This is a genomic window from Hymenobacter nivis (assembly GCF_006439025.1).
In the GTDB taxonomy this organism is placed as follows: domain Bacteria; phylum Bacteroidota; class Bacteroidia; order Cytophagales; family Hymenobacteraceae; genus Hymenobacter; species Hymenobacter nivis_A.
On the sequence record NZ_RCYZ01000002.1, the window covers coordinates 453425 to 474959 of the forward strand.

Annotated in this window: 20 protein-coding genes; 13 read left to right on the forward strand and 7 right to left on the reverse strand. The window is 67.2% G+C overall.

Annotated features, from left to right (window positions below; all coding sequences use genetic code 11):
- Positions 1-119: 119 nt before the first annotated feature.
- The gene (locus EAH73_RS06470) at positions 120-719 is read right to left on the reverse strand and encodes a redoxin domain-containing protein (RefSeq protein WP_240047162.1); all 600 of its coding nucleotides are present in this window, start codon (positions 717-719) and stop codon (positions 120-122) included.
- 10 nt (positions 720-729) lie between these two features.
- Positions 730-1422 (reverse strand): 4'-phosphopantetheinyl transferase family protein, encoded by a 693-nt coding sequence (locus EAH73_RS06475; RefSeq protein ID WP_140465665.1) that lies wholly within the window; start codon positions 1420-1422, stop codon positions 730-732.
- A gap of 54 nt (positions 1423-1476) precedes the next feature.
- Here EAH73_RS06475 and EAH73_RS06480 point away from each other — a divergent pair, with 54 nt between their 5' ends.
- The 10 genes from EAH73_RS06480 to EAH73_RS06525 all read left to right on the forward strand — a co-directional run bounded on the left by EAH73_RS06480 (position 1477) and on the right by EAH73_RS06525 (position 13358).
- Positions 1477-2397, forward strand: a complete 921-nt coding sequence (locus EAH73_RS06480) for a WD40 repeat domain-containing protein (protein ID WP_140465666.1) — start codon at positions 1477-1479, stop codon at positions 2395-2397.
- A gap of 92 nt (positions 2398-2489) precedes the next feature.
- Positions 2490-3500: a DivIVA domain-containing protein gene (locus EAH73_RS06485; protein ID WP_140465667.1), complete on the forward strand. Its 1011-nt coding sequence runs from the start codon at positions 2490-2492 to the stop codon at positions 3498-3500.
- Between the two features lie 177 nt (positions 3501-3677).
- The gene (gene folB, locus EAH73_RS06490; RefSeq protein ID WP_140465668.1) at positions 3678-4034 is read left to right on the forward strand and encodes a dihydroneopterin aldolase; all 357 of its coding nucleotides are present in this window, start codon (positions 3678-3680) and stop codon (positions 4032-4034) included.
- Positions 4035-4216: 182 nt separating this feature from the next.
- Positions 4217-4645, forward strand: a complete 429-nt coding sequence (locus EAH73_RS06495; RefSeq protein ID WP_070743480.1) for a BlaI/MecI/CopY family transcriptional regulator — start codon at positions 4217-4219, stop codon at positions 4643-4645.
- On the forward strand, positions 4632-7109 hold the full coding sequence (locus EAH73_RS06500; RefSeq protein ID WP_140465669.1) for a M56 family metallopeptidase: 2478 nt from the start codon (positions 4632-4634) through the stop codon (positions 7107-7109). The genes EAH73_RS06495 and EAH73_RS06500 overlap by 14 nt, the downstream gene beginning before the upstream one ends.
- A 197-nt stretch (positions 7110-7306) precedes the next feature.
- Complete coding sequence (locus tag EAH73_RS06505; protein WP_140465670.1) at positions 7307-7861, forward strand: RNA polymerase sigma factor; 555 nt, start codon at positions 7307-7309, stop codon at positions 7859-7861.
- 32 nt (positions 7862-7893) lie between these two features.
- Positions 7894-8775, forward strand: coding sequence for a HEAT repeat domain-containing protein (locus tag EAH73_RS06510; RefSeq protein WP_140465671.1), 882 nt, complete (start codon positions 7894-7896; stop codon positions 8773-8775).
- A gap of 27 nt (positions 8776-8802) precedes the next feature.
- Positions 8803-9660, forward strand: coding sequence for a DUF4097 family beta strand repeat-containing protein (locus EAH73_RS06515; protein ID WP_140465672.1), 858 nt, complete (start codon positions 8803-8805; stop codon positions 9658-9660).
- Positions 9661-9698: 38 nt separating this feature from the next.
- Positions 9699-10589, forward strand: a complete 891-nt coding sequence (locus tag EAH73_RS06520; protein WP_140465673.1) for a DUF4097 family beta strand repeat-containing protein — start codon at positions 9699-9701, stop codon at positions 10587-10589.
- A gap of 174 nt (positions 10590-10763) precedes the next feature.
- Complete coding sequence (locus EAH73_RS06525) at positions 10764-13358, forward strand: DUF5916 domain-containing protein (RefSeq protein ID WP_140465674.1); 2595 nt, start codon at positions 10764-10766, stop codon at positions 13356-13358.
- Between the two features lie 31 nt (positions 13359-13389).
- On the opposite strand, the gene EAH73_RS06530 is transcribed toward EAH73_RS06525, so the two are convergent.
- Positions 13390-14031 (reverse strand): YoaK family protein, encoded by a 642-nt coding sequence (locus EAH73_RS06530; RefSeq protein WP_140465675.1) that lies wholly within the window; start codon positions 14029-14031, stop codon positions 13390-13392.
- A 187-nt stretch (positions 14032-14218) separates the two neighbouring features.
- Here EAH73_RS06530 and EAH73_RS06535 point away from each other — a divergent pair, with 187 nt between their 5' ends.
- Positions 14219-14473, forward strand: coding sequence for a hypothetical protein (locus EAH73_RS06535; RefSeq protein WP_140465676.1), 255 nt, complete (start codon positions 14219-14221; stop codon positions 14471-14473).
- Between the two features lie 70 nt (positions 14474-14543).
- A complete protein-coding gene (locus tag EAH73_RS06540) occupies positions 14544-15413 on the forward strand; it encodes a formate/nitrite transporter family protein (protein ID WP_140465677.1) in 870 nt (289 codons plus the stop codon).
- A gap of 284 nt (positions 15414-15697) precedes the next feature.
- Here EAH73_RS06540 and EAH73_RS06545 read toward each other — a convergent pair whose 3' ends face one another.
- From EAH73_RS06545 to EAH73_RS06560, 4 genes are all read right to left on the reverse strand, one after another.
- Positions 15698-17167 carry a carotenoid oxygenase family protein gene (locus EAH73_RS06545; RefSeq protein WP_140465678.1) on the reverse strand — a complete coding sequence of 490 codons (1470 nt, stop codon included), beginning with the start codon at positions 17165-17167 and terminating at the stop codon, positions 15698-15700.
- A 142-nt stretch (positions 17168-17309) separates the two neighbouring features.
- Positions 17310-18293, reverse strand: a complete 984-nt coding sequence (meaB, locus tag EAH73_RS06550) for a methylmalonyl Co-A mutase-associated GTPase MeaB (RefSeq protein ID WP_140465679.1) — start codon at positions 18291-18293, stop codon at positions 17310-17312.
- A 271-nt stretch (positions 18294-18564) separates the two neighbouring features.
- A complete protein-coding gene (locus tag EAH73_RS06555; RefSeq protein ID WP_140465680.1) occupies positions 18565-19323 on the reverse strand; it encodes a DUF4197 domain-containing protein in 759 nt (252 codons plus the stop codon).
- Between the two features lie 104 nt (positions 19324-19427).
- Positions 19428-20555: a PD40 domain-containing protein gene (locus EAH73_RS06560; RefSeq protein ID WP_140465681.1), complete on the reverse strand. Its 1128-nt coding sequence runs from the start codon at positions 20553-20555 to the stop codon at positions 19428-19430.
- A 305-nt stretch (positions 20556-20860) separates the two neighbouring features.
- Between EAH73_RS06560 and EAH73_RS06565 the strand changes: the two genes are divergently transcribed.
- A complete protein-coding gene (locus tag EAH73_RS06565) occupies positions 20861-21526 on the forward strand; it encodes a DUF2461 domain-containing protein (protein WP_161599462.1) in 666 nt (221 codons plus the stop codon).
- The last annotated feature ends 9 nt before the right edge of the window (positions 21527-21535 follow it).

Consider the following 21535-nt stretch of genomic DNA (forward strand, 5'->3'; position numbering starts at 1 on the left):
AGGCCGACCCTGCAAAACCAGGGTCGGCCTTTTTTATGTAGCGCGGACGCTGCGAGTCCGCGCGGTTGCATTTCTAGCCAGGGGCCCCACGCGCGGACTCGCAGCGTCCACGCTACTGACTAACGCTTGATTAAGCAACCGGCGGCGCGCTTGTCGGCCACGCCGGCGGAGCGGCCGGCCAGTAGGTTGTCCAGCACTTGGCGCAGGTAGGGCTGCTGCACGCCGCTGGCCACCTGGGGGTTATCATCGATGGCCCCGCGGTAGCGCACCACAAAGCCGCCGGCCTCGGGCTGGAGCACCACAGCCTCGGTGGTTTTGCTGATGCCCAGTTGACCGCTCACCTGCTGGCTGGCGTCGGTGAGGGTGGGCAGGTCAACCTCGCCGGGGGCGGCCCCGCCGGGCGCGTCGAGGTTGATGGGCACGTTGACGAAAAGGAACTGCACCCCGCGCCCGCCGAAGCTGCTGCTTAGCGAAGCCAGGCGCTCCTGGTAGAGGCGCGAGTAGGCGCAGGCGGGGTTGAGGAATACCACCACCACGGCCTTTTTGCCGGCGTAGCTTTTCAGCGACACGGTGGCATTGTTGGCGGTTTGCAGGCTGAAATCGGCCACGGTGCTCTGGGCCCGGGCCGCGCCCACGGCCACCGTGCAAAAGAGCAGCGCCGCGGCGGCAATGATGGAAAGGCGTCGAATCGACATGGTAAGCGGGTAGAAGAAAGGCATAAGCGGAGCGCTAGGGGGTAGCAGTGGGGGCCCCGGGTTCCCAGCAATGCGTAAGCACGTAGCCGGCAGCCGGTTGAGAATAGCAAATGCGGTGCCGGCTTTGGCCCTCGGCCAGGCGCAGCACCATCGGGATTTCGCCCGCCGAAGCCGGGGTAAACGGCTCCAGCAGCAATTGTTCTTTAAAAATAAGGCCCCGGCGCTCCGCCAGCTTATAGAGCGTTTCCTTGGCGCTCCAAAGTAGCGTAAAATACGCGTCGGTACCCACCCTTTGGGCCGCCGCTAGCTCGTCAGCTGCCAAAAATTTGGTGGAAATGCGGCGGGCTTTGTCGCGCACCAGCTCCACGTCGACGCCCACCTGGCCGCCGGTGGCCAGCAGCGCCGCGGCCCACTCCCCCGAGTGCGACAGCGACACCACCGCGCTGGCCGGTACGCCGGGCCCCTCCAGGTAGGGCCGGCCGGTGGCCGCGTCGTTGCGCACCAGCAGCCCGGGGGCCCCGGGCCACAGTGCGGCGGCCGCGGCGTGGGCCAGCACGCGGCCGGCCAGCCACTGGCCTTGGCGCTCGGAGCCGGCGGTGGGGGGCAGCAGGGCGGCGTAGGGGGCCCCCGCGGGCAGCAGGGCCCCCAGGGCCGCGGCGGTCTCGGTGCGGTGCCAGAGGCCCAGCACGGCGGTGGGGGAGAGGCGCAGCAGGCGGTGCAGGGGCATAAACAGGTGCGGCGGGCGGGCCGCGAAGGTAGGGGCGGGCCGTACCTTCGCGGTATGGTTCGCCCGGAAGTCCACAAAATTGCTGCCCTCACCGGCCACCGCGACGCGGTGTACGCCATGACCGGGGGCCCCGGGAGCGCCGTGTATTCGTCGGGTGCCGACGGCTTAGTGGTGGGCTGGGACGCCGCCGACCCCGCCCGCGACGGCGAGGTGCTGGCCCGCGTCGAGAACTCGGTGTACGCCCTGCGCCACGTGCCGGCGCTGAACTGGCTGGTGCTGGGCCACAATTTCCAGGGTGTGCAAGCCATCGACTTGGGCCAGAAAACGCTGGTGCGCGCCGCCGCTTTGCCGCCGGTGGCCATCTTCGAAATCGTGGTGTCCGAAAGCCGCCAGCGCCTGTACGCGGGCCTGGCCGACGGCACACTGGCCGTGCTCACGCTGCCCGACCTGCGCCTCGAACAACTGCTGCGCGTGGCCCAGGGCAAAAGCCTGCGCTGCCTGGCCCTGCACGAAGGCCGCGCCGAACTGGCCGTGGGCAGCTCCGACGCCCGCACCCGCATCCTCGACCTCGACTCGCTGGCCCTGAAATACGAGCTGGGCGAGAGCACCAACTCGGTGTTCTCGGTAGCGTATTCGCCCGACGGCGGCACGTTGCTCACGGCCGGGCGCGACGCCCAGATCCGGGCCTGGGACGTGGCCGCGGGCTACGCGCTGGTCCAAACCGTGGGGGCCCACATGTACACCATCAACCACCTGGCCTTCAGCCCCGACGGCCGCTACCTGGCCTCGTGCAGCCTCGACAAAAGCATCAAAATATGGGACGCCGCCGACCGCACCCTGCTGCGCGTGCTTGACCGGGCGCGGGCCGCGGGCCACGGCACGTCGGTGAACCGCCTGGTTTGGCCGGGTACCGAAAACCGGCTAGTTTCGTGCAGCGACGACCGCAGCTTGGCCGTGTGGCAGGTGGGCATTTAGTTGTCAGTTGGTAGTTGTCCGTTGTTAGTTTGGACTGATGACGGGCAAGCGTCCGGTACCTGACAACGAGCAACTAATAACTGACAACTAAGATGAAACTTACCGCCCTCGATATTCGGCAGAAAACGTTTGAAAAGTCCTTCCGGGGCGTGGACCGCGACGAAGTGCAGGCGTTCCTCACCACCGTGTCGCAGCAGTGGGAGCGGCTGGGCGACGAAAACCGCGAGCTGCGCCTCAAGCTGGAGCATGCCCAGCTGGACGTGCAGAAGATGCGCGAGGTGGAAAGCAGCCTCTACCGCACCCTGAAAACGGCTGAGGATACCGGCCACAGCATCACCGAGCAGGCCCAGCGCGAGGCCGCCCTGCACCGGCGCGAGGCCCAGTTGCAGGCCGAGCACACGCTGGCCGAAGCCCGCCAGCGCGCCCGCGCCATCGTGGACGAGGCCTACCAAACGGCCGAAAAAACCGTGGCCGACATGCAGCGCCAAGCCAGCGGCCTGGGCCAGGAGTGCCAGCAGCTGGAGCAGCAGTTCGACGGCCTGGTGCGCGACTTGCAGCGCTTGGCCGCCGACGCTGCCGAGAAGGCCAACAAAGCCGACCAGCGGCCCAAAGGCGGCGCGGCGGCCATCCTTTCGCGGGCCGCCAGCGTAAAGGTGGAGCGGCCCACCGAACCGGCCGCCTCCGAAACCCCACCCGCCATGTTCACTGCTTCCGCTTCTGTGCTAACCGCGCCGGCCGCCCCCGCGCACAGCCCGTCGTCGTTCGTCGACCGCCCCGACCAGGGCCCTGCCCTGGTGCCCGCGCCGGCCGATTATAACCCCAAGCCCGGCCAGCAGCCCGACCCGGGCCAGGCCCCGGGCCCCGACATTGAACGCCCCAACGCCCCGGCCGAAAACCCCGGCATCGCGCCCGCGCCCAACATCGAGCAGCCCGCCCCGTCGCAAGTGCCCGATCCGGCCCCGCCTTACGTGGAGCCCGCCGCGCCCGACATCCAGCCCATCGGCCCCGACCGGCCCGAAATTGGCCAGCCCTCGCCCGTAACGCACCCCGGCCAGCCCATGGGAGCCGCGGCCGCTGAGAAATCGTTTTTCGACGAAATCTAGACCACGGATTGGCCGGATTTTGTGGCCGATTCGCTCTTCTAAAAAGCCCGCGCCTGGCGCGGGCTTTTTTTGTGCCACTTTTGCGGCAGCGGGCTGGCTTTGTACCACAGCCAAGGTTTGTGCCGCCGCTTGGGGCCCTCGGCTGAAGAATTTTAATTAACCATTAACCTAAAAACCGTGGGCCAGATTGCACTCGAAGGGATGGAGTTTTTTGCCTTCCACGGCTACTACGACGAGGAGCAGCGCATTGGCAATAAGTACGGCGTGGACCTGTACATCCGCACCGATTTGCTGGCCGCGGGCGCGTCGGATAAGCTTGATAACACCGTGAACTACGAGGTGCTGTACCGTTTGGTGGCCGAGGAAATGCGGGCCCCCGCCCGGCTGCTGGAGCACGTGGCCCACCGCGTGCTCGACCGCGTAATGGCTGAACTGCCCCACGTGCAACAGGTGAAAATCAGCGTCAGCAAGTTCAACCCACCGCTGGGGGGCATTTGCCACCGGGCGCGCGTCACGCTGAAGCGAAAGCGCTAGACGTTCCAAAAAAGGAAAGGAAGCAATATTTATAGAAAAATATTTGCTTAATTAGCAAGCTGTTAACGGGCATAGAGCCCGTCATACGAAATAATTCGTATGACGGGCTTGTAAGTACGAATTCCTTCGTAGCATATTTGTTCTGTCCTACGAAATGATTCGTAGCGCTTAGCTATTTCCGCATGAGCAAAGCCCCGCCCAAACCTACTGATTCCGAACTGGAAATTTTGCACGTGCTCTGGACGCACGGCCCCGCCACGGTGCGCGCCGTGAACGACGAGTTGGGCCAGCGCCGGCAAGCCGAGGTGGGCTACACCACCACCCTGAAGCTGCTGCAGCTGATGCTCGACAAGGGCCTGGTGCGGCGCGACGACGAGGGCCGCAGCCACGTGTACCGGGCGGCGGTGCGCGAGCAAGACACCCAAAACCTGCTGCTCGACAAGTTCGTGGCGGCCACTTTCGGCGGCTCGGCCCTGAAGCTGGTGATGCAGGCCCTGGGCAACCGCCAAACCTCGGCCGACGAGTTGGCCCAGCTGCGCCGGCTGCTGAACGACATCGAGATTCAAAATTCCTCCACCTCTACTACCGACGACGACCATGACCGCGCTTGAGCAAATGTTGTCGCCCGCCGTGCTGCGGGCGCTGGGTTGGACGCTGCTGCACTCGCTGTGGCAGGGCGCGCTGGCGGCGGCCGTGGTGGCCGTGGCGCTGCTGGTGCTGCGCCGGCGCCCGGCGGCGGTGCGCTACCGGGTGGCGGCCGGGGCCCTGGGGGCCCTGGTGCTGCTATCGGTGGGCACCTTCGGGTACTACTACGGGGCCCCCGAAACGCTAGCCGCGCCCATCCATGGCGTTGTTGAATCGACGTCTGCCGTTGCTGCGCCCGCGGTTGTGGTGGCCACTGCTGCAAGCTTTGCGCCTGCCGCAACGGCCACGGCTGCGCCGCTGCACGCAAATTGGTTGGCCACGGCCCGCCAGCATTTTGACCAAAACCTGCCCTGGTTGGTGCTGGCCTGGGGCCTGGGCCTGCTGGTAATGAGCGTGCGCCTGCTGGGCGGGCTGCTGTACGTGCAGCGGCTGCGCCGCCACCGCACCCGGCCGCTGCCGGCGGTGTGGCAAGCCCGCCTGGGGGCCCTGGTGGCGCGGGCCGGCCTGCGCCGCCCAGTGGCCCTGCTGGAGTCGGGCCTGGTGGCCGCGCCGCTGGTAGTGGGGCACCTGCGGCCCCTGGTGCTGCTGCCGCTGGGCGCCGTGGCGGGCCTGCCGGTGGCGTGCGTAGAAGCCATTCTGGCCCACGAGCTGGCCCACGTGCTGCGCCGCGACTACCTCGTGAACCTGCTGCAAACCGTGGCCGAAACCGTATTTTTCTACCACCCGGCCGTGTGGTACTTGGGCCAGTGCCTGCGCGACGAGCGCGAAAACTGCTGCGACGACCTCGCCACCGATCTTGTGGGCGGCGACCCGCTGCGGCTGGCCCGGGCACTCACCGCGTTGGCTGAGTGGAGCCAAACCGCCGTGCTGGCCCCCGTGCCGCACCTGGCCCTGGCCGCCACCGGTAGCCGCGGCTCGCTGCTGAGCCGGGTGCGCCGGCTGGTGCAGGGCCCCCCGGCCCGGCCCACCCGCGGCGAAAGCCTGGCCGCCGTGGCCTTGCTGCTGGGCGGCCTGGGCCTGCTGGGCACCGGCGTGGCCCTGGCCGCGCCCGCTGCCCTGGCCCCCGCCGGCCAGCGCCTGCGCCAGCTGGTGCCCGCTGCCCCGGTGGCTTGGCAATCAATGTTTAGCCCCGCCGACACCGCCAAACGCTTGGCCACAGTGCCACCCGTGCCCCCATCGGCCCCCGCCAGCCCCCCGTTGCCGCCCGTACCAATGGTGGCCGATGTGCCCGAAGCACCTGAGGCGCCCCAGGCTCCGGAAGCGCCCCAGGCCCCACGGCCGCCGCGCTTGCGCCGGTTGCGCAGTGGGCAGCAGGGCCCAGGCAGCACCATCATTATTGAGAAGGACAAGAAAGGCCGCCTCACCCAGCTAATTGTGGACGGGCAGCCGGTGGCAACCCAGGACCCCGGCAAGAAAATCAAGAAGAATAAAAAGACCCAAGTGGAGGTAATTCAGGTGCCTATGACGGGCGCTTGGGCCGGGCCCGGCGTAATTGGGGCCCCACTGCGCGGCTGGACGCTGGGGCCCCTGGTGCAAACCTTCGGGCCGGAAGCCAACCTGGACCAGCAAACCAAGCTGTTCCGGGAGCAGGAGAAGCTGTTCAAGCAGCGCGACAAAATGTTCCAGGAGCAAAAGCAGTTGTTCCGCTTGCAGAACAAGCAGCTCAACGGCCTCACCCTCATCAGGCCGAACGTGAACTTGGACCTGGACCTGGACACCGACGCCATTGAGCGCGACGCGGTGGAATCGGCCAAGCGCAGCCTGCGCCAATCGCTGCAAAGCCCCACCCTGAGCGACGACGACCGCCGCGCCACCGAGCAAGCGCTGGCATCGTTGGAAAACCGCCGCATCAGCCGCAACAACAACCAAGCGGAAAGCAACGCGCGCCGTGCCGACGCAAACGCCCGGCAGGCTGATATCAACGCGCGCCGTGCCGACGCAAATGCCCGGCAAGCCGACGCAAACGGCCGGCGTGCCGATGCCAACGCCCGCCGCATCGACGCGGAGGTGCGCCGCCGCGACGCCCAGGAGCGGGACGAAGAACCGGCGGACGACGTGCGGGAGCGCCGCCGCGAGCTGCAAGCGCAAATCCGCGACGCCCAGCGCGAGCTGGCCCAGCTACAGCGCGAAGAGGCGATGAGTGGCGGCAGCGCCGCCGGCTCGGCCCGGGGGCCCCGCGCGCCGCAGGCCCCGCCCGCGCCGCCGGCATCCACGTCGTCTACCAAAGTGCGCGACGAGCTGCGCCGCGACGGCCTCATCGGCGCTACCGAGAAGAACTTCTCGTTCCAGCTCAACGACAAGGGCGGGCGCGTGAACGGCCGGGCCCTAACGCCGGCCCAGTTCGAGAAGTACCGCCGGCTGTTTTTGCCCGCCGCCACGGGGGCGGGCAAAAACAAGTCTGCCATAAGCATCAACGTCGACGAGCGGTAGCGCTTGAGTATTGACGGTTAGTTCCGGGCCAGTTTCTTGCACGCCAAGAAGCTGGCCCATTTTTTTGACCCAAACGCCGCCTTTGCCGGTGGCTACTGTCATGCCTGCAAAAATATTTTTCCGGGTCCCCGTAACGAACCGCCCGCCCGGCGGTACTCCTTCCAAACCCTTTCTTTCCGCCGTTTGCTTTCCTGTGTATGCCGGTTGCCGTAGTTGATGCCCCCCCGAGCGACGAAGCCCTGATGGCCCGCGTGCGGGCCGACGAGCTGGACTGCCTCACGGCGTTGTTTGAGCGGTACCAGGGGCCCCTGTTTGGGTTTCTGGCCCGCTTGGCCAACGGCGACCGGGACGTGGCCCAGGACCTGACCCAGAACGTGTTTGTGCGGGTGCTGCGCTACCGCGCCAGCTACCAGCCCGGGCAGCCCTTCCGGGCCTGGGTGTACCAAATGGCCCGCCACGTGTGGGCCGACCACTACCAGCGCCAGCGCCCCACCGACGACCTGGAAGACGTAGAAAAAACTGCTTCCCACGGCCGCGCCGCCCACGCCCAGCGCGCCGCCGCCGACGAGCACCAGGCCCTGCACGAAGCCCTGGCCCTGCTGCCCGCCCCGCAGCGCGAAGTGCTGGTGCTGCACCGCTTCCAGGGCTTCGACTACGCCGAAATCGGCGAGCAGCTGGGCTGCACCGCCGGCGCCGCCCGCGTAAAAGCCCACAGGGCCCTGGACGCGCTGCGCCGCATCTACCTGAGCTAATAAATTACTAGATAAGATAATAGTCCACTAACATGAATCCCGTTAACCGCCATTCTTCTTCTGACCCCGCCTGCGCGGCCCTGCGGCCCTGGTTGCCCGACCTGGCCGACGGCTTGCCGCTGCCCGCCGAGGCCGAGGCCCTGGCCGCCCACCTGCCCGGGTGCCCCGCCTGCCAGGCCGAGCTGGCCGAGCTGCGCACCCTGTTTGCCGACCTCGACGCCCTGCCCGCCGAAGTGCCCCCGCTGGCCCTGCGCGACAATTTCCTGGCCATGCTGGCCGCGGAAAAAGCCACGCTGGCCGCCGCTGCCCCGGCCCCCGGCCTGACGGCCCAGCGCGGCGACCAGCCCCTGGCCGCGGCCCCAAAGCCCGCCGTGGCGGAAGCCCGCGCCGGCACCCAGCAGTGGCTGCGCATTGCGGCCAGCGTGGCGCTGGTGGCAGTGGGGGCCATGCTGGGCCTGCTGCTGCGCGGCGGGCAGCCGGCCGCCCAAGTAGCGGTGGCCCCGGTGCAACAGGCCCCAGCCCTGGCCACCCAGCTGGCCGCCGCCGTGCAGCGCCCCGCCGCCGCCACCGACCGGCTGCGCCTGGTGGCCGAGGCCCCCGCCGCCGTGGTGGCCCCCGGCGACCCGGCCGTGGCCGCCCTCATCAACACCCTCAGCACCGACCCCAACCCCAACGTGCGGCTGGCCGCCTGCGAGGCCCTGTACCGCCTGCGGGCCGACCCCCGCGTGGGCCCCGCCCTGGTGGCCGCCCTGCCCATGCAAACCGACCCCAACGTGCAAATCACCCTGATCGAAACCCTCGTGGCGCTGCGCGAAAAGCGCGCCGTGCCCCAACTTGAACAGCTCAGCCAGCAGCCCGAAGTGCTGCGCGCCGTGCGCCAGCAGGCCGAAGCCGGCATCGGGCAGCTTATCTAAAATAACAATTGATAAATACGTAATAAGATGATTGATTTTCAAATGAATACCGTCAATACAGAGGCCGTTGCGCCGGCCGCGCCGGCCACGCGCTGGGGCCCCTGGGTGGCCGCGCCGCTCCTGCTGCTGGCGCTGCTGGGGGCCCCCACCGGCCTGCGGGCCCAGGAGTTCCACGCCAAATTTGCCAGTGCCCAGCACCGCAAGGTGGTGCTCGACATGCACGGCAGCGACGTGACGGTGGAGGGCTACGACGGCGACGAGCTGGTGGTGCGCGGCAGCGGCGGCTACACCCCGCCGCCAGTATTATCCAACGGCCTGCGAGCGGTGTACAGCGGCGGCGGCGAAGACAACACCCGCATGGGCTTGGCCGTGACGCCGGCCGGCGACAACACCCTGCGCGTGACGCGCACCTCGCGCAGCGACGGCCACTACACCGTGCGCCTGCCCCGCCGCACCGACGTGGTGTTTTCGCAAGCCGCCTGGGGCGGCTCCGACGACCTGACGGTGCGCGACATCGCGGGGCGGGTGGAGGTGAGCCTGAAATCGGGCGACATCCGGCTGCTGAACATCGGGGGCCCCGTGGTGGCCAACACCATCAGCGGCGATATCAAGGTGGTGTTCAGCATCACGCCCGACGAGCCCAGCGCCGTGTCGACGGTGAGCGGCGACGTGGACATTACCCTGCCGGCCACCGCCAAAACCACGCTCTCGATGCGCTCGGTGTCGGGCGAAATCTACACCGATTTCGACCTGGGCTTTGGCGGCGACAAGGGCCAGCGCTCCGGCGGCGGCATGAACACCGTGGACGGCCGCACCAACGGCGGCGGCACCACCCTCAGCCTAAAAACGGTGAGCGGCGACGTCTTCGTCCGCAAAGGCAAGTAGTTAGCTTCCATTCATTTCCACCCTTAAATCCTTCGCCCATGAACCGTTTTTTACTTGCCGCCGGCTTGCTGCTCGGCAGCTTGGCCCCGGCCCTGGCCCAGCGCATCATCACCCAAACGGCGGCCTTGGGCGGTGGGCAAAGCGTGTCCCTCGACCTCAAGCACGCCCACCGCATCCGGGTACGGCCGGGCGGGACGGGGCTGACGGTGAAAGCCACGGTGGTGGTGAACAACAACGAGCGCAACGACGCCGTGAGCCTCAAGCTAGAGCAGTCGGCCGCCGAAGTAAGCATTGTGGAAACGCTGGACGAAGCGCTGCTGCGCAAGTTTCAGTTCTCGGGCGAGTGCAACGGCAGCGGTAATAGCAACGGCGGCGACAACAGCGGCAGCACCTACAATTGGAACGACGGGGGCAAGGGCTACCGCTACTGTCTGCAAATCGACTACGAGGTGACGCTGCCCGCGGGCACGGCCCTGCGCCTGTCCACCATCACGGGCGACCTGGATTTGCAGGACTTGACGGGCGAAATCACGGCCAAAACGGTGAGCGGCGACTTGCAATTTGCCGGCCTGAGCGGCGCCGTAACGGCCCGCACCATCAGCGGCGACGCCAACGTGGCGCACCGGGGCCCCCGCGCCGTGAACGTGAAAACGGTGAGCGGCGACGTGAAGCTGACCACCGAAAACAGCAGCGCTACCGACGTGGCCTCGGTGAGCGGCGACGTGGACGTGCGCTGGCCCGCCGCCGAAGGCGCCGACCTGAACCTGCGCTCAATAACGGGCGAGGTGTACGCCGACCCGGCCGTGGCCTTCAGCAACCGCCGGGCGCACTCGCTGATCGGCTACACCCTGAAGGGCACCCTGGGCAGCGGCGGCCCGCTGGTGCAAATTGAGTCGGTGAGCGGCGATGTTTTCTTCCGCAAGCAATAACGCTTCTGGGTATCCTTATGCGGCCCGGCCGCGCATATCTGCCCGTGGCGGTGGCCCGGCTGAGCCTTGCCCGTAGCGGGGCCCCGGGGCCCAAAAAAATAATCTGCTTCCCCGGCAACGGCCGCGCTTTCCCGGCGTCTCTGCCCCACCGAAACCTCTCCCCAACCAACCTTCATGTTCTCCTCGTTGGCCCTGCGCTGGCTGCCGCGCCTGTTTGCCTGCGCCCTTTTGCTGAGCTGGGGCCCCCGGGCCGCGGCCCAAAAAAGCCCGGCCAAGCCCGCCGCGGTGGCCGCGCCGCGCCGCCAGCTGGCCGCCCACCGCACGGCGGCGCCCATCAAGCTCGACGGCCTGCTCGACGACGCGGCCTGGGCGGAGGCCCCGGCAACCGGCCAGTTCACGGAGCAGCAGCCCCGCCCGGGCCGCCCCGAGCGCCTGCCCACCGAGGTGCGCGTGCTCTACGACGACGCGGCCATGTACGTGGGCGCCAAAATGGTGGAAGCCAGCCCCGACAGCATCCGGCGCGAACTGACGCAGCGCGACGGCATCGGCAACACCGATTTCTTCGGCCTGTTCCTCGACCCCTACCGCGACCACCTCAACGGCTACGGCTTCATCGTGCTCAGCACCGGCGTGCAGTTCGACGCCCGCTACTCGCCCGCCAACGGCGAAGACGACACCTGGAACGCCGTGTGGGACAGCCGCGTGGCCCCGCTGCCCGACGGCAAGGGCTGGAGCGTCGAAATCCGCATTCCGTACTCGGCCATTCGCTTCGCCCAGGCCCCGGTGCAGTCCTGGGGCGTCAACTTCATGCGCCAGCGCAAGAAGGACAACCAACAGCTCTTCTGGAACGAGGTGAAGCCCGCCGTGGACGGCTTCGTGAACCAGTGGGGCGAGCTCACGGCCCTCGAAAACCTGCACCCGCCGCTGCGCCTCTCCCTCACGCCCTACGTGAGCAGCTACGTGAACCACTACCCCTACAACGAGCAGGGCAAGCGCAACTACAGCACCAGCTTCAACGGCGGCGCCGACGTGAAGTGGGGCATCAACGAGAGCTTCACGCTCGACGCCACGCTCGTGCCCGACTTCGGCCAGGTAATCAGCGACAACCAAGTGCTCAACCTCTCGCCCTTTGAGGTGCAGTACCAGGAAAACCGGACCTTTTTCACCGAAGGCACCGAGCTGTTCAACAAGGGCGGCCTGTTTTATTCGCGGCGCGTGGGGGCCCAGCCCATCGGCTTCGACGACGTGGGCGGGCAGCTGCGCAAGGGCGAGTTCGTGTACCAAAACCCGGGCGTGACGCGGCTCATCAACGCCACCAAAGTATCGGGGCGCACCAGCAAAGGGCTGGGCATCGGGGTGTTCAACGCCGTGTCGGCGGCCAGCTACGCCACGGTGGAGGACTCGGTGGGCGGCGCGCGGCGCGAGGTGCTCACGCAGCCGCTCACCAACTACAACATCTTGGTGCTCGACCAAAGCCTGCCCCACAATTCCTACGTCTCGCTCATCAACACCAACGTGACGCGCGCCGGCCAGGCCTACGACGCCAACGTGACGGCCGGCCTGTTCCGGTTCGTGAATAAATCGAACCAGTACGCCCTCAAGGGCCAGGTGAACTACTCGCAGCGGCGCGGCCAGGGCCTGAACTCGGACGCGCCCGTGAGCGACCGCAGCGGCTACAAGTACTACCTGAACTACGGCAAGATTTCGGGCAACTGGACCTGGAACGTGGACCACGGCATCGAGTCGGATACCTACAACCCCAACGACCTGGGCATCCTGTTCGGCAACAACAACATCACGCAGACGGCCACCGTGAGCTACAACAAGTACCAGGCCTTCTGGAAGGTAAACAACTTTTCCTCCTCGCTGGGGGCCTACCAGTCGCTGCTGTTCCGGCCCCTGATGTACCAGGACGCCGGCCTGTACGGCAGCGCCAACACCACCTTCACCAAGAGCTTCCTCACGGTGGGCGCCGGCGCCGACCTCGACATAACCAAGCACGACTACTACGAGCCGCGCACCGCCCCGCTGGGGCCCTACTACGTGCTGGTGCCCACCAGCGCCCACCTGGGCGTGTTCGCCTCGTCGGACTACCGCAAAAAGCTGGCCTACGACGTGAACATCGGCGTGCGCTCCTACGCCCTCGATGAGCGCCTGGAGCGCCCGCGCCGCGCCGTTTACGCCCTCACGCTCAGCCCGCGCTACCGCGTGAACGACCGGCTGAACTTCCGCTACACGTACGATTATAACTTGAAGGTGAACCAGATTGGCTACGTGAACGACGGGCTCGACGCCACCAACCCGCTCGACCAGCCGCTGATTGCCGCCTTTGGCTCTGACGTGCTGCTGGGCGGCCGCCGCGTGTCCACGTTTACCAACACGCTGACGACCAATTATACCTTCACCAACCGCCTCTCGTTCACCATCCGCCTGCGGCACTACGTGAGCGCCGTGCGCTACCAAAGCTTCGCGCGCCTGCGCCCCGGCGGCACCGAGGAAGCCCTGCCCGACTACGCCCGCAACCACGACAACAGCTTCAGCGCCTTCAACGTGGACGCGGCCCTGGTCTGGTGGTTTGCGCCCGGCTCGCAGGTGAGCCTGGTGTGGAAGGACGCCACCTCGTCGTACTTGCTCGGCAACGAGGCCACCCCGCTCTACTTCGACAACCTAACCAACACCGCCAACACGCCGCACAACAACAACGTGTCCATCAAGGTGCTGTACTACCTCGACTACCTCACCCTGCGGCCCCGGCGCAAGGCCAGCTAGGGCCCCCAGGGGCCCTAGCAACCAATGCCCGCTACTGCGTGCCGCGCACGCGGCGGGCGGCCACGGCCAGCGCCAGGGCCCCGGCGGCTGCCGCGGGCAGCGCCGCCGCCGGCCGCTGCACCAGCACGCCGCCCCCGGCCAGGGCCCCCGCCAGAAACCCCAGCCACAGCGTGGCCTGCCACAGCCAGTCCCAGGAGGTGCGCTGGCCGCTGAGCAAGCCCGCCAGCCCGGTGCCGAACCGCACCAGGGTCCCCGTGACGAACGTGAGGCTGACCTTGACGCCGCCCACCTCGTGCACCGCCGCGTTCAGCACGCCCATGCCCAGGGTGAGGGCCCCCACGGCCAGCGCCGGGCGCAGGTGCGCCAGCAGCAGCAGCGCCGCCACTGCCCCCAGAATGGCCGGCGTGGCCCCGCGCCCGGCGCGCTGGCCCAGCAGGGCCCCCAGCACCACGCCGCCCACAAACAGGCCCAGCACCCCGAGCAACTCGCGCAGTTTAGGGTGGTCGCCGTGGGCCACGGCCACGCCCAGCGAGGTCGTGTTGCCGCTCATGAACGACACGAACAGGCCCTGGAAATGCCCGTAGGCGTAGGCATCGACGAAGCCGGCCAGGGCCACGATGCCCAGGACGAGGCCGAAGGCGGCGAGCAGGGAAGCGGGCGGCAAGGGTTTCATGCGGGCAAGCGGGTGGTTGCGCCCGTGTACGGCCCGGGCCCGGCGCGGGTGCGCCCGGGGCCCCAAAGCCGCGCGCCCCGCCGGCAACGTTTGCGGAAATAGAGGTGGATTTCGGGCACTGGCGCGGCGGTTCGGGGCCCACTGTTAAGGCTTGCTGCCGCTGCTTTCCATCTCCTTCCACCCGCCCATGCTGTTCACCTTTGGCCTCTGCCCCGCGCTGTTTATTGCCACCGCGTTGCTGGGCCCTGCGGCCGGCCCCGGGGTACCGGCGGCCGCGCCAGGGCCCCTGCTGGCGTTTCCCGGGGCCGAAGGGGCGCTTCATCCGCAGCGGGTGCTGCGGCGGTTTGGTGGGCGTGCGGTGCGGCGGGCCCGCGCTGCTGCGGCCTCGGCTTTTGCGTTTAAGCAGTTGGGCAAAAACAAACAGCCATTACTTTTTGCGTAAATCATTGTTATTAAAAATACTAGCCATCGGCCAATAGTCATCAGCTAATGGCTCAGCCCTTAAGCCATTCATGAAGCAGCCCCCTGCCCAGTTTGCCCAAGCCGCCGCCGGTGGGCCCCCGCCCGCCCCGCCGCAAAAAGAAGCCAAAGAGGAGCAGGAAGCGCAGGAGCGAAGCGCGCCTTCGGGCAAAGTCATCTACAAGGCCATCGTTGCGGAAGGCGCAGAGGAGCTGGAGCGCCCGTCGGCGGCCCTGTTCTGGTCGGGCCTGGCGGCGGGCCTGTCGATGAGCTTCTCCATGATTGCCGAGGGCCTGCTGATGCACTACCTGCCCAACGCCACCTGGCAGCCGCTGGTGGCCAGCCTGGGCTACAGCCTGGGTTTTCTCATCGTGATTCTGGGCCGGCAGCAGCTCTTCACCGAAAACACGCTCACCCCCATTCTGCCCCTGCTCCAGGAGCCCACCTGGGCGTGCCTGCGCAACGTGGGCCGGCTGTGGGGCATTGTGCTATTCGCCAATTTGTTGGGCGGCGTAATGGTAGCGTTTGCCATTGCTTACTTGCCGGCTTTCGAGCCAGAAGTAAAGGCCGAGTTTGCCCGCATCGGGCACACGGCGCTCAGCCACGATTTCTGGACGACCCTGGTGCGGGGCGTGTTTGCGGGCTGGATGATTGCCCTGATGGTGTGGCTGCTGCCGTTTGCGGAGCAGGGGCGGCTTTGGGTCATCATCTTCGTCACTTACATCGTGGGCGTGGCCCACTTCAGCCACGTCATCGCGGGGTCGGTCGAGGTCTTCACTCTGGCCGCGATGGGCCAGGCAAGCTGGGGCGAGGCCCTGGGCGGCTTCGTGGCGCCGGCGCTGCTGGGCAATATCATCGGCGGCCTGGCCCTGGTGGCGGCCCTCAACCACGCGCAGATCACGGCCGGCGAGGAAGAGGACTAAGCAGCAGGTGGTTGGGAGTGGCCGCAAACCACCCGGCCCGCCCCAAAAGCCGCGCCCAGCCGGGCCCCGGTTGCTACCCCATACTGGAGGTTTATTTGGACGAGCTGGCGGGGAAGTAGGGGATATGATTTGCTCCTGATATATTGAACACTGGTTTTTACTCGTTTGGCGGAGACAATAGCAAGCCACCTCCAGTCTTAACTGGATCACTTGGAGGGAAAGTTTACACCACTGTAAGCATCCCTGTCAAGTGGGCCGAAAAGCAGAAGTCAACCCCCGGGGCCCTAATCCAGCCACATGCCGTGGAACCCCAGCGGAATATTATGCGGCAGGCGCAGGCGCGCCAGCAGGCGCATGTCGGCGGCGTCGGCCACGATTAAATCGGTGGCGTCGTCGGGGGCGGAGTAGCGCAAGTACACCAGGTAGCCGTCGTCTTCGGCGGGTTCGGGGGTGCCGCTGGGGGCCCGGCGGGGCACCACCACGGGCTCGCTGCACAGGGTATCGGGGGCGTAGGCGTGGCGCACCTCGCCGGTTTGCACGTCGAGCTTGATTAGGTGGTCGAGCAGGGGCAGGGGGTGGCCCGGGGGGCGGCCGATGGTCCAGGCGTAGCGGTAGGGGCGGCCCACGCGGTCGGGGTGGATTTCGGGCAGCTCGCCTTCGCAGTCGGCCAGCGGCTGCCGGGCCACGGTGCCGGCGGCCAAGTCGAGGCGGAAGCGCACGAAGCGCGCCTGGGGCTGGTCGTCGGGCAAATGGCCGCTCAGGTAAGCCTTCATACTGGCCGAATCGGGGTAGTTGCCGAGCAGCAGCGCGTCGGCCACCAGCGTGCCGTCGGCGTCCTGGAAGCCGTTCACGAAGTGAAAGGTGAAGCCGAACTCGGTGTGCAGCCGGTGCACGGTGCCGTCGGGGCCCACCACCACGATTTGCGTGGGCTGAGTGGGGTTCACCTTAATGGAGGCCGCCGGCGAAGTCAGCCCCGCAAAGGCCCGCAGCACGTCGAAGGCCACCGGGGTTAGGAAAAAAATCTGGTGCCCGCTCTCCGTCAGCACGAAGTCGTGGGCGAAGGTGGCTTCGGGCATGGGCAGCGCGTGGGCCAGCCGGGCCTCGCCGGCGGGGCTCACTTCGTAGAGCACCAGCCGGTGCTGAGTACCGGCCACGGTGCCGAAGTTGTGCAGCACCCCGGTGGTGGGGTGCACCTTGGGGTGGGCCGAAAACGGCAGCTCGGGCGTAATGCGCCGGTCGAGCCACGAGAACGGGTTGCGCAGCACCCCGCCGTAGTCGAAGCGGCCGCGGGTGGCCAGCGTGGCGGGGTCGAGGGCGTGGGGCAGGCCGCCTTCCCAGAGGGCCAGCAGCTGGCCGCCGTGCTGCACCAGGCTGGTGTTGGCGGTGTTTTTGAACTTGGTTTTGAGGAAGTTGGTGCGCAGGCCCCCGGGCAGGTTGGTGCCAAAGCTGCGGTAGAGCATCCGCCCGGCCTGCTCCTCGGCCACAAACTCGTCGGTGCGCACGTAGCGGTTGCGGTAGTGCACCGTGTGCCCGTCGAACACGAAGCGCGCCACCATCCCGTCCCCATCAAACAGGTGGTCGTAGAGCACGCCGTGCTGCTCGAAGTGGCCGTTGCCGTTGCGCAGCAGCGTGCCCACCAGCTCGGGCGGCAGGGCACCCTCCAGCAGCTCCAGGGCCACGTCGTCGTACTCGGGCGTGGTGCGGCGGTTGGCCTCCACGTAGTTGTGCAGGGTAGGGTAGTGGCGAACGGGCATGGGGCTTACCAGGGAGAAAACGCGACCGGTCAGTGTTTTATCACCGATAATTTTCGCCCCCGGGGCCCTAAAACCGCGGGGTTGCGTGGGGTTCGAACTAGCGAACGGCCCCGGAAGTTTCTACCGGCCCCGCCGCGGCCCGTCACTCCGCCTCCAGCAGCTTTTCCGCCGCGGCCCAGGGCGTGAGCTGGCCGGCCGCCACTGCCGCCCGCACGGCCGGTAGGGCCCCCCGCACGCCGGGCCGGCCGTAAAACCGCGCCGCCAGCGCTTGCTGCACCGCCTCCTCGAACCACTGGAGCTGCTGCTCGGCCCGGCGCTGCGCGAAGTAGCCGCTGGCCTGGGCCGCGGCGGCGTAGGCCTCGACGGTGGCCCAGGTTTCGGGTAGGCCCGCGCCCGTAACAGCGGAGGTGAGCAGCACCGGCACCACCTGGCCCGAGGGCGCGGGCGGAAACAGGTGCAGCGCGCTTTGGTAGTCGATGCGGGCGCGGCGGGCGGCCTGCTCGTTGGCCTGGTCGGCCTTGGTGATGCAGAGCGCGTCGGCCATTTCCATGATGCCGCGCTTGAGGCCCTGAAGCTCGTCGCCGGCGCCGGCCAGCAGCAGCAGCAGGAAGAAATCGACCAGGCCGTGCACGGCGGTTTCGGACTGCCCCACGCCCACGGTTTCGACGAAAATAACGTCGTGGCCCGCCGCCTCGCACAGCAGCAGCGCCTCGCGAGTAGCGCGCGTGACGCCCCCCAGGCTGGTGCCGGCCGGCGAGGGCCGCACGAACACCGCCGGGTGCGCCGCCAGCCACGGCATCCGGGTTTTGTCGCCCAGGATGCTGCCGCCGCCGCGCTGGCTGCTGGGGTCCACGGCCAGCACGGTCAGTTTCTTGCCCAGGTTTTCCACCACGTGGCGGCCCAGGGCCTCAATAAACGTGCTTTTGCCCACGCCCGGCACGCCCGTGATGCCGATGCGCAAACTGCGCCCGGTGCGCGGCAGCACGGCTTGCAGTACCTCCTGCCCCAGCGCCTGGTCGCCTGGCAACGTGCTTTCCACCAGGGTAATGGCCCGGCTCAGCACGCCGCGCTGCCCGGCCAGTAAGCCTTCAACAAAAGCAGCAGCGGAAAGGCGGGGAGCGGGCAAAGTAGGAGTGGGGCCCCTAAGTGGGCCCTGCAAACTTACCGGCTAATGCGCTTTAACTCGTTGCCACAACTAGCTATGCACAACATAAGACTTGTGTGTTTTTAGCCCCAGCGGGGCGGCCCATCGGTAGTAAATGGCGGTAAGTAAACGATAAAGCCCCGGCGGGGCGACCCTAACCGTTGGGTCGCCCCGCCGGGGCTTTGGCTTGCTGTACGGTAACAAAAACTACCGATGGACCGCCCCGCTGGGGCTGCGCCGGTAATTACACCTTTTACCCCCCGAACACCTTTCTCAGCAGGGCGGTGGTGCGGGCCACGGGGTTTTCGCGGATGTCGGCCTCCTGCTGGGCGATGAGGGTGAAGAGGCCATCAATGGCCTTGCCGGTGGCGTACTGGTTGAGGTCGGTTTGCACGGGCCGCACCAGCGGCAGCTGGTTGTAGCGGGTGGTGAGGGTGGTGTAGTACTTGGTAGCGTCCACTTTGTCAAGGCTTTGCTGCACAATGGGCTGGAAGGCCGTGGTGAGCTGCGTGGTGGTGGTGCGCTTGAGGTACTGGGTGGCGGCGTCCTTCGAGCCGGTGAGGATGCCCCACACGTCGCTGAACGACAGGCTCTTGATGGCATTCAGAAAAATGGGCTTGGCGCTCTTGGCCGCGTCCTCGGCCCCGCGGTTCAGCGACAGCTCAAACTTGTCTACCTGGCTGCCCAGCCCAATGCTGCGCAACGTGGTGGCCACGCGCTGCGCATCGGGCGGAAACGGGATGCGAATCAGGCTGTTGAGGTTGAAGCCGTCCACCTTCGAGGCCTGGTCGGCGCCCTTGCTGATGCCTTGAATGAGGGCTTCCTTGAGGCCGCTGGCCGCTTCACTGCTGCTCACGCCCGCTGGCACGCCGGTGGTGCTGGCCGCAGTAGTGGTTTTGCCCAGCGTAGGCAGCTTGAGGCCGCCGATTTTGGGCAGCGAAAACTGGGCCTGGGCCCCCAGTGAAGCCCCCGAAAGGGCCAGCAGCAGCGCGAAGAAGGAAGGTTTGTTCATAGCGAATACGAGTGCGAATGGCGTGGAAGAATAACTCTCCCTAAGAAAAAAGCGTGCCGCAGCCACCGGCGGGCCGGGCCGTGGGGCCCCAGCCCATCCAGCAGCTAGGGCACCACCACGAAGTTGGGCAAGCCCAATTTACTGCGCCGCCCGCCTAGTTTGAAGCCATCATCGACGTACTGGCACGCTTTGCCGGCAGCATTGGGCATTTCCACGACGCCGAGGCTGGGGTTGTCTTCGCGGGCCACGTAAATTTTGCCGTCGGGGCCCCGCTGCAGGGCCCCAATTTTGCGGTTGGCCGAGCGGCCCACCAGCGTGGCGGCGCCTTTCTTGGCCAGGTCGAACTGCCAGATCTGGGTTTCGCCGCCGCCCGTGCCGTTGCAGCTGCCATACAGCTTGCTGCCGTCGGGCGAAAACTCGACGCCGTAGGCCTCGGCGTAGGGCCCGTAGCTGTGGGCGTTGCTCACCTTGCCGGTGCTACGGTCGAAGTCGTACACCTCAAACTTGTTGTTTTCGCGCCACAGCGCCGCCGCCACGTGGCGGCCGTCGGGCGAGAACTTTAGAGCCCCAATGGCGTTGCGGCCGGGCCCCGAGTTCACGCTGCCCACGCTGCTGAGCACCGGTTTGTTGCCCTGCACGCCGTCGGCCGTCACGAGGTAGGCCACGAAGGCGCTGGAGTTCCAGCGGTGGGCCAGCACCCAGGTGTCGCGGCCGTTGGCGTGGCGCACGGCGGCCAGCTTCTCGGCCACGGGCTGCACCAGCAGCAAGTTGGTGCGGGGCAGGTCGCCGAGGCCGTCGGCGCGGGTCATGTCCAGTAGCGAGTAGCGCAGGCCGTCGCGCCCGCCCTGCGGGGCCACCGTGAAGATGTAGAACAAGTTGCCCGAGCCGGGGTCGGGCACGATGAGGGCCGACTGGGTGCTGCTGCCGGGGCCCGTGGCGCTGGTGCCGCCCATCAGGTGCTGGCCGTTGGGCATCACCTTGTGCTGGCGGTTCCACACGCTGATGCCGTTGGTGTAGAACAGCAGCTCGCCCTTGGCCGTGGTGGCCACGGCGCAGCCCTCGTAAGTAGCCATCTTGCCGTCGAGCAGCGGCTTGGGGGCCCCATCGGCGAAGCTCAGGCCGGCCTGCTGGCCGAAGTACCACAGGTCGGTGGGTTGCTGGGCACGGGCGGCGCCGGCCAGCAGCAACAGCGGCAGCACGAGCAGGCGCAGGGAAAAAGTGGGAATCTTCATAAGCACAAAAAAGTAGCGTAGACGCCAAATGAACGAAAACCGGGCCAACTGCGGGGCCCCAGGGTTGGCCGCAGGGTGAGAATGCAGAACGTCATGCAGAGCGCAGTGAAGCATCTTTACTGCTCAACTAATCAATGATTACTGCTGCGGGAAAGATGCTTCGCTGCGCTCTGCATGACGTTCAGGTAGTTGCTGGTGATTACACCCGTATTTCACAACTATTTCCTACAACGCCGAGCGGCCGCTGCTATTTTGCGGGGCCCCGGCCAGTCGGCCACGGGGCCCAGTTTTACGTTGGTACGCCCATGCTGCTTCCCCCACTTTTTGATTTCCTCGCCGGCCTGGCCGCGCACAACGACCGCGCCTGGTTCCAGGAGCGCAAGGCCGAGTACACCCGCCTCCGGGCTGATTTTGAAGAAGATGCCGCGTTTTGGCGGCAGGAATTGAACCGGCTCGACCCGGCGCTGGCGGGGCCCCTGGGCCGCACCAGTGTGTTCCGCATCTACCGCGACGTGCGCTTCTCCAAGAACAAAGACCCCTATAAAACCCACTTTTCGGCCTACTTCACCGCCAGCGCGGGCAAAGACATCGACGCGCCGGGCTACTACGTGCAGGTGGGCCCCGGCAGCACGCTGGTGGCCGCCGGCCTCTACCAGCCCGACAAAGTGCAGGTGGCCGCCATCCGCCAAGAAATCGACTACAACGCCGACGGCCTACGCGCCGTGCTGGGGGCCCCCGGCTTCCGCCAGTACTTCGCCGGCCTGGGCGGCGACCGCCTCAAAAAAGCCCCCGCCGGCTACGACCCTGCCCACCCCGAAATTGAATTTCTGAAGCACAAAAGCTTCGTAGTCAGCCAGGAAATTCCTGATGCCGAAGTGCTGGCCCAAAAGGATTTTCGCGGCTTCGTGCTGGCGCGGCTGGAGGCCCTGGGGCCGTTCTGCGGCTTTTTGCGCGAGGCGCTGGACCAGTAGCGGAGCCAC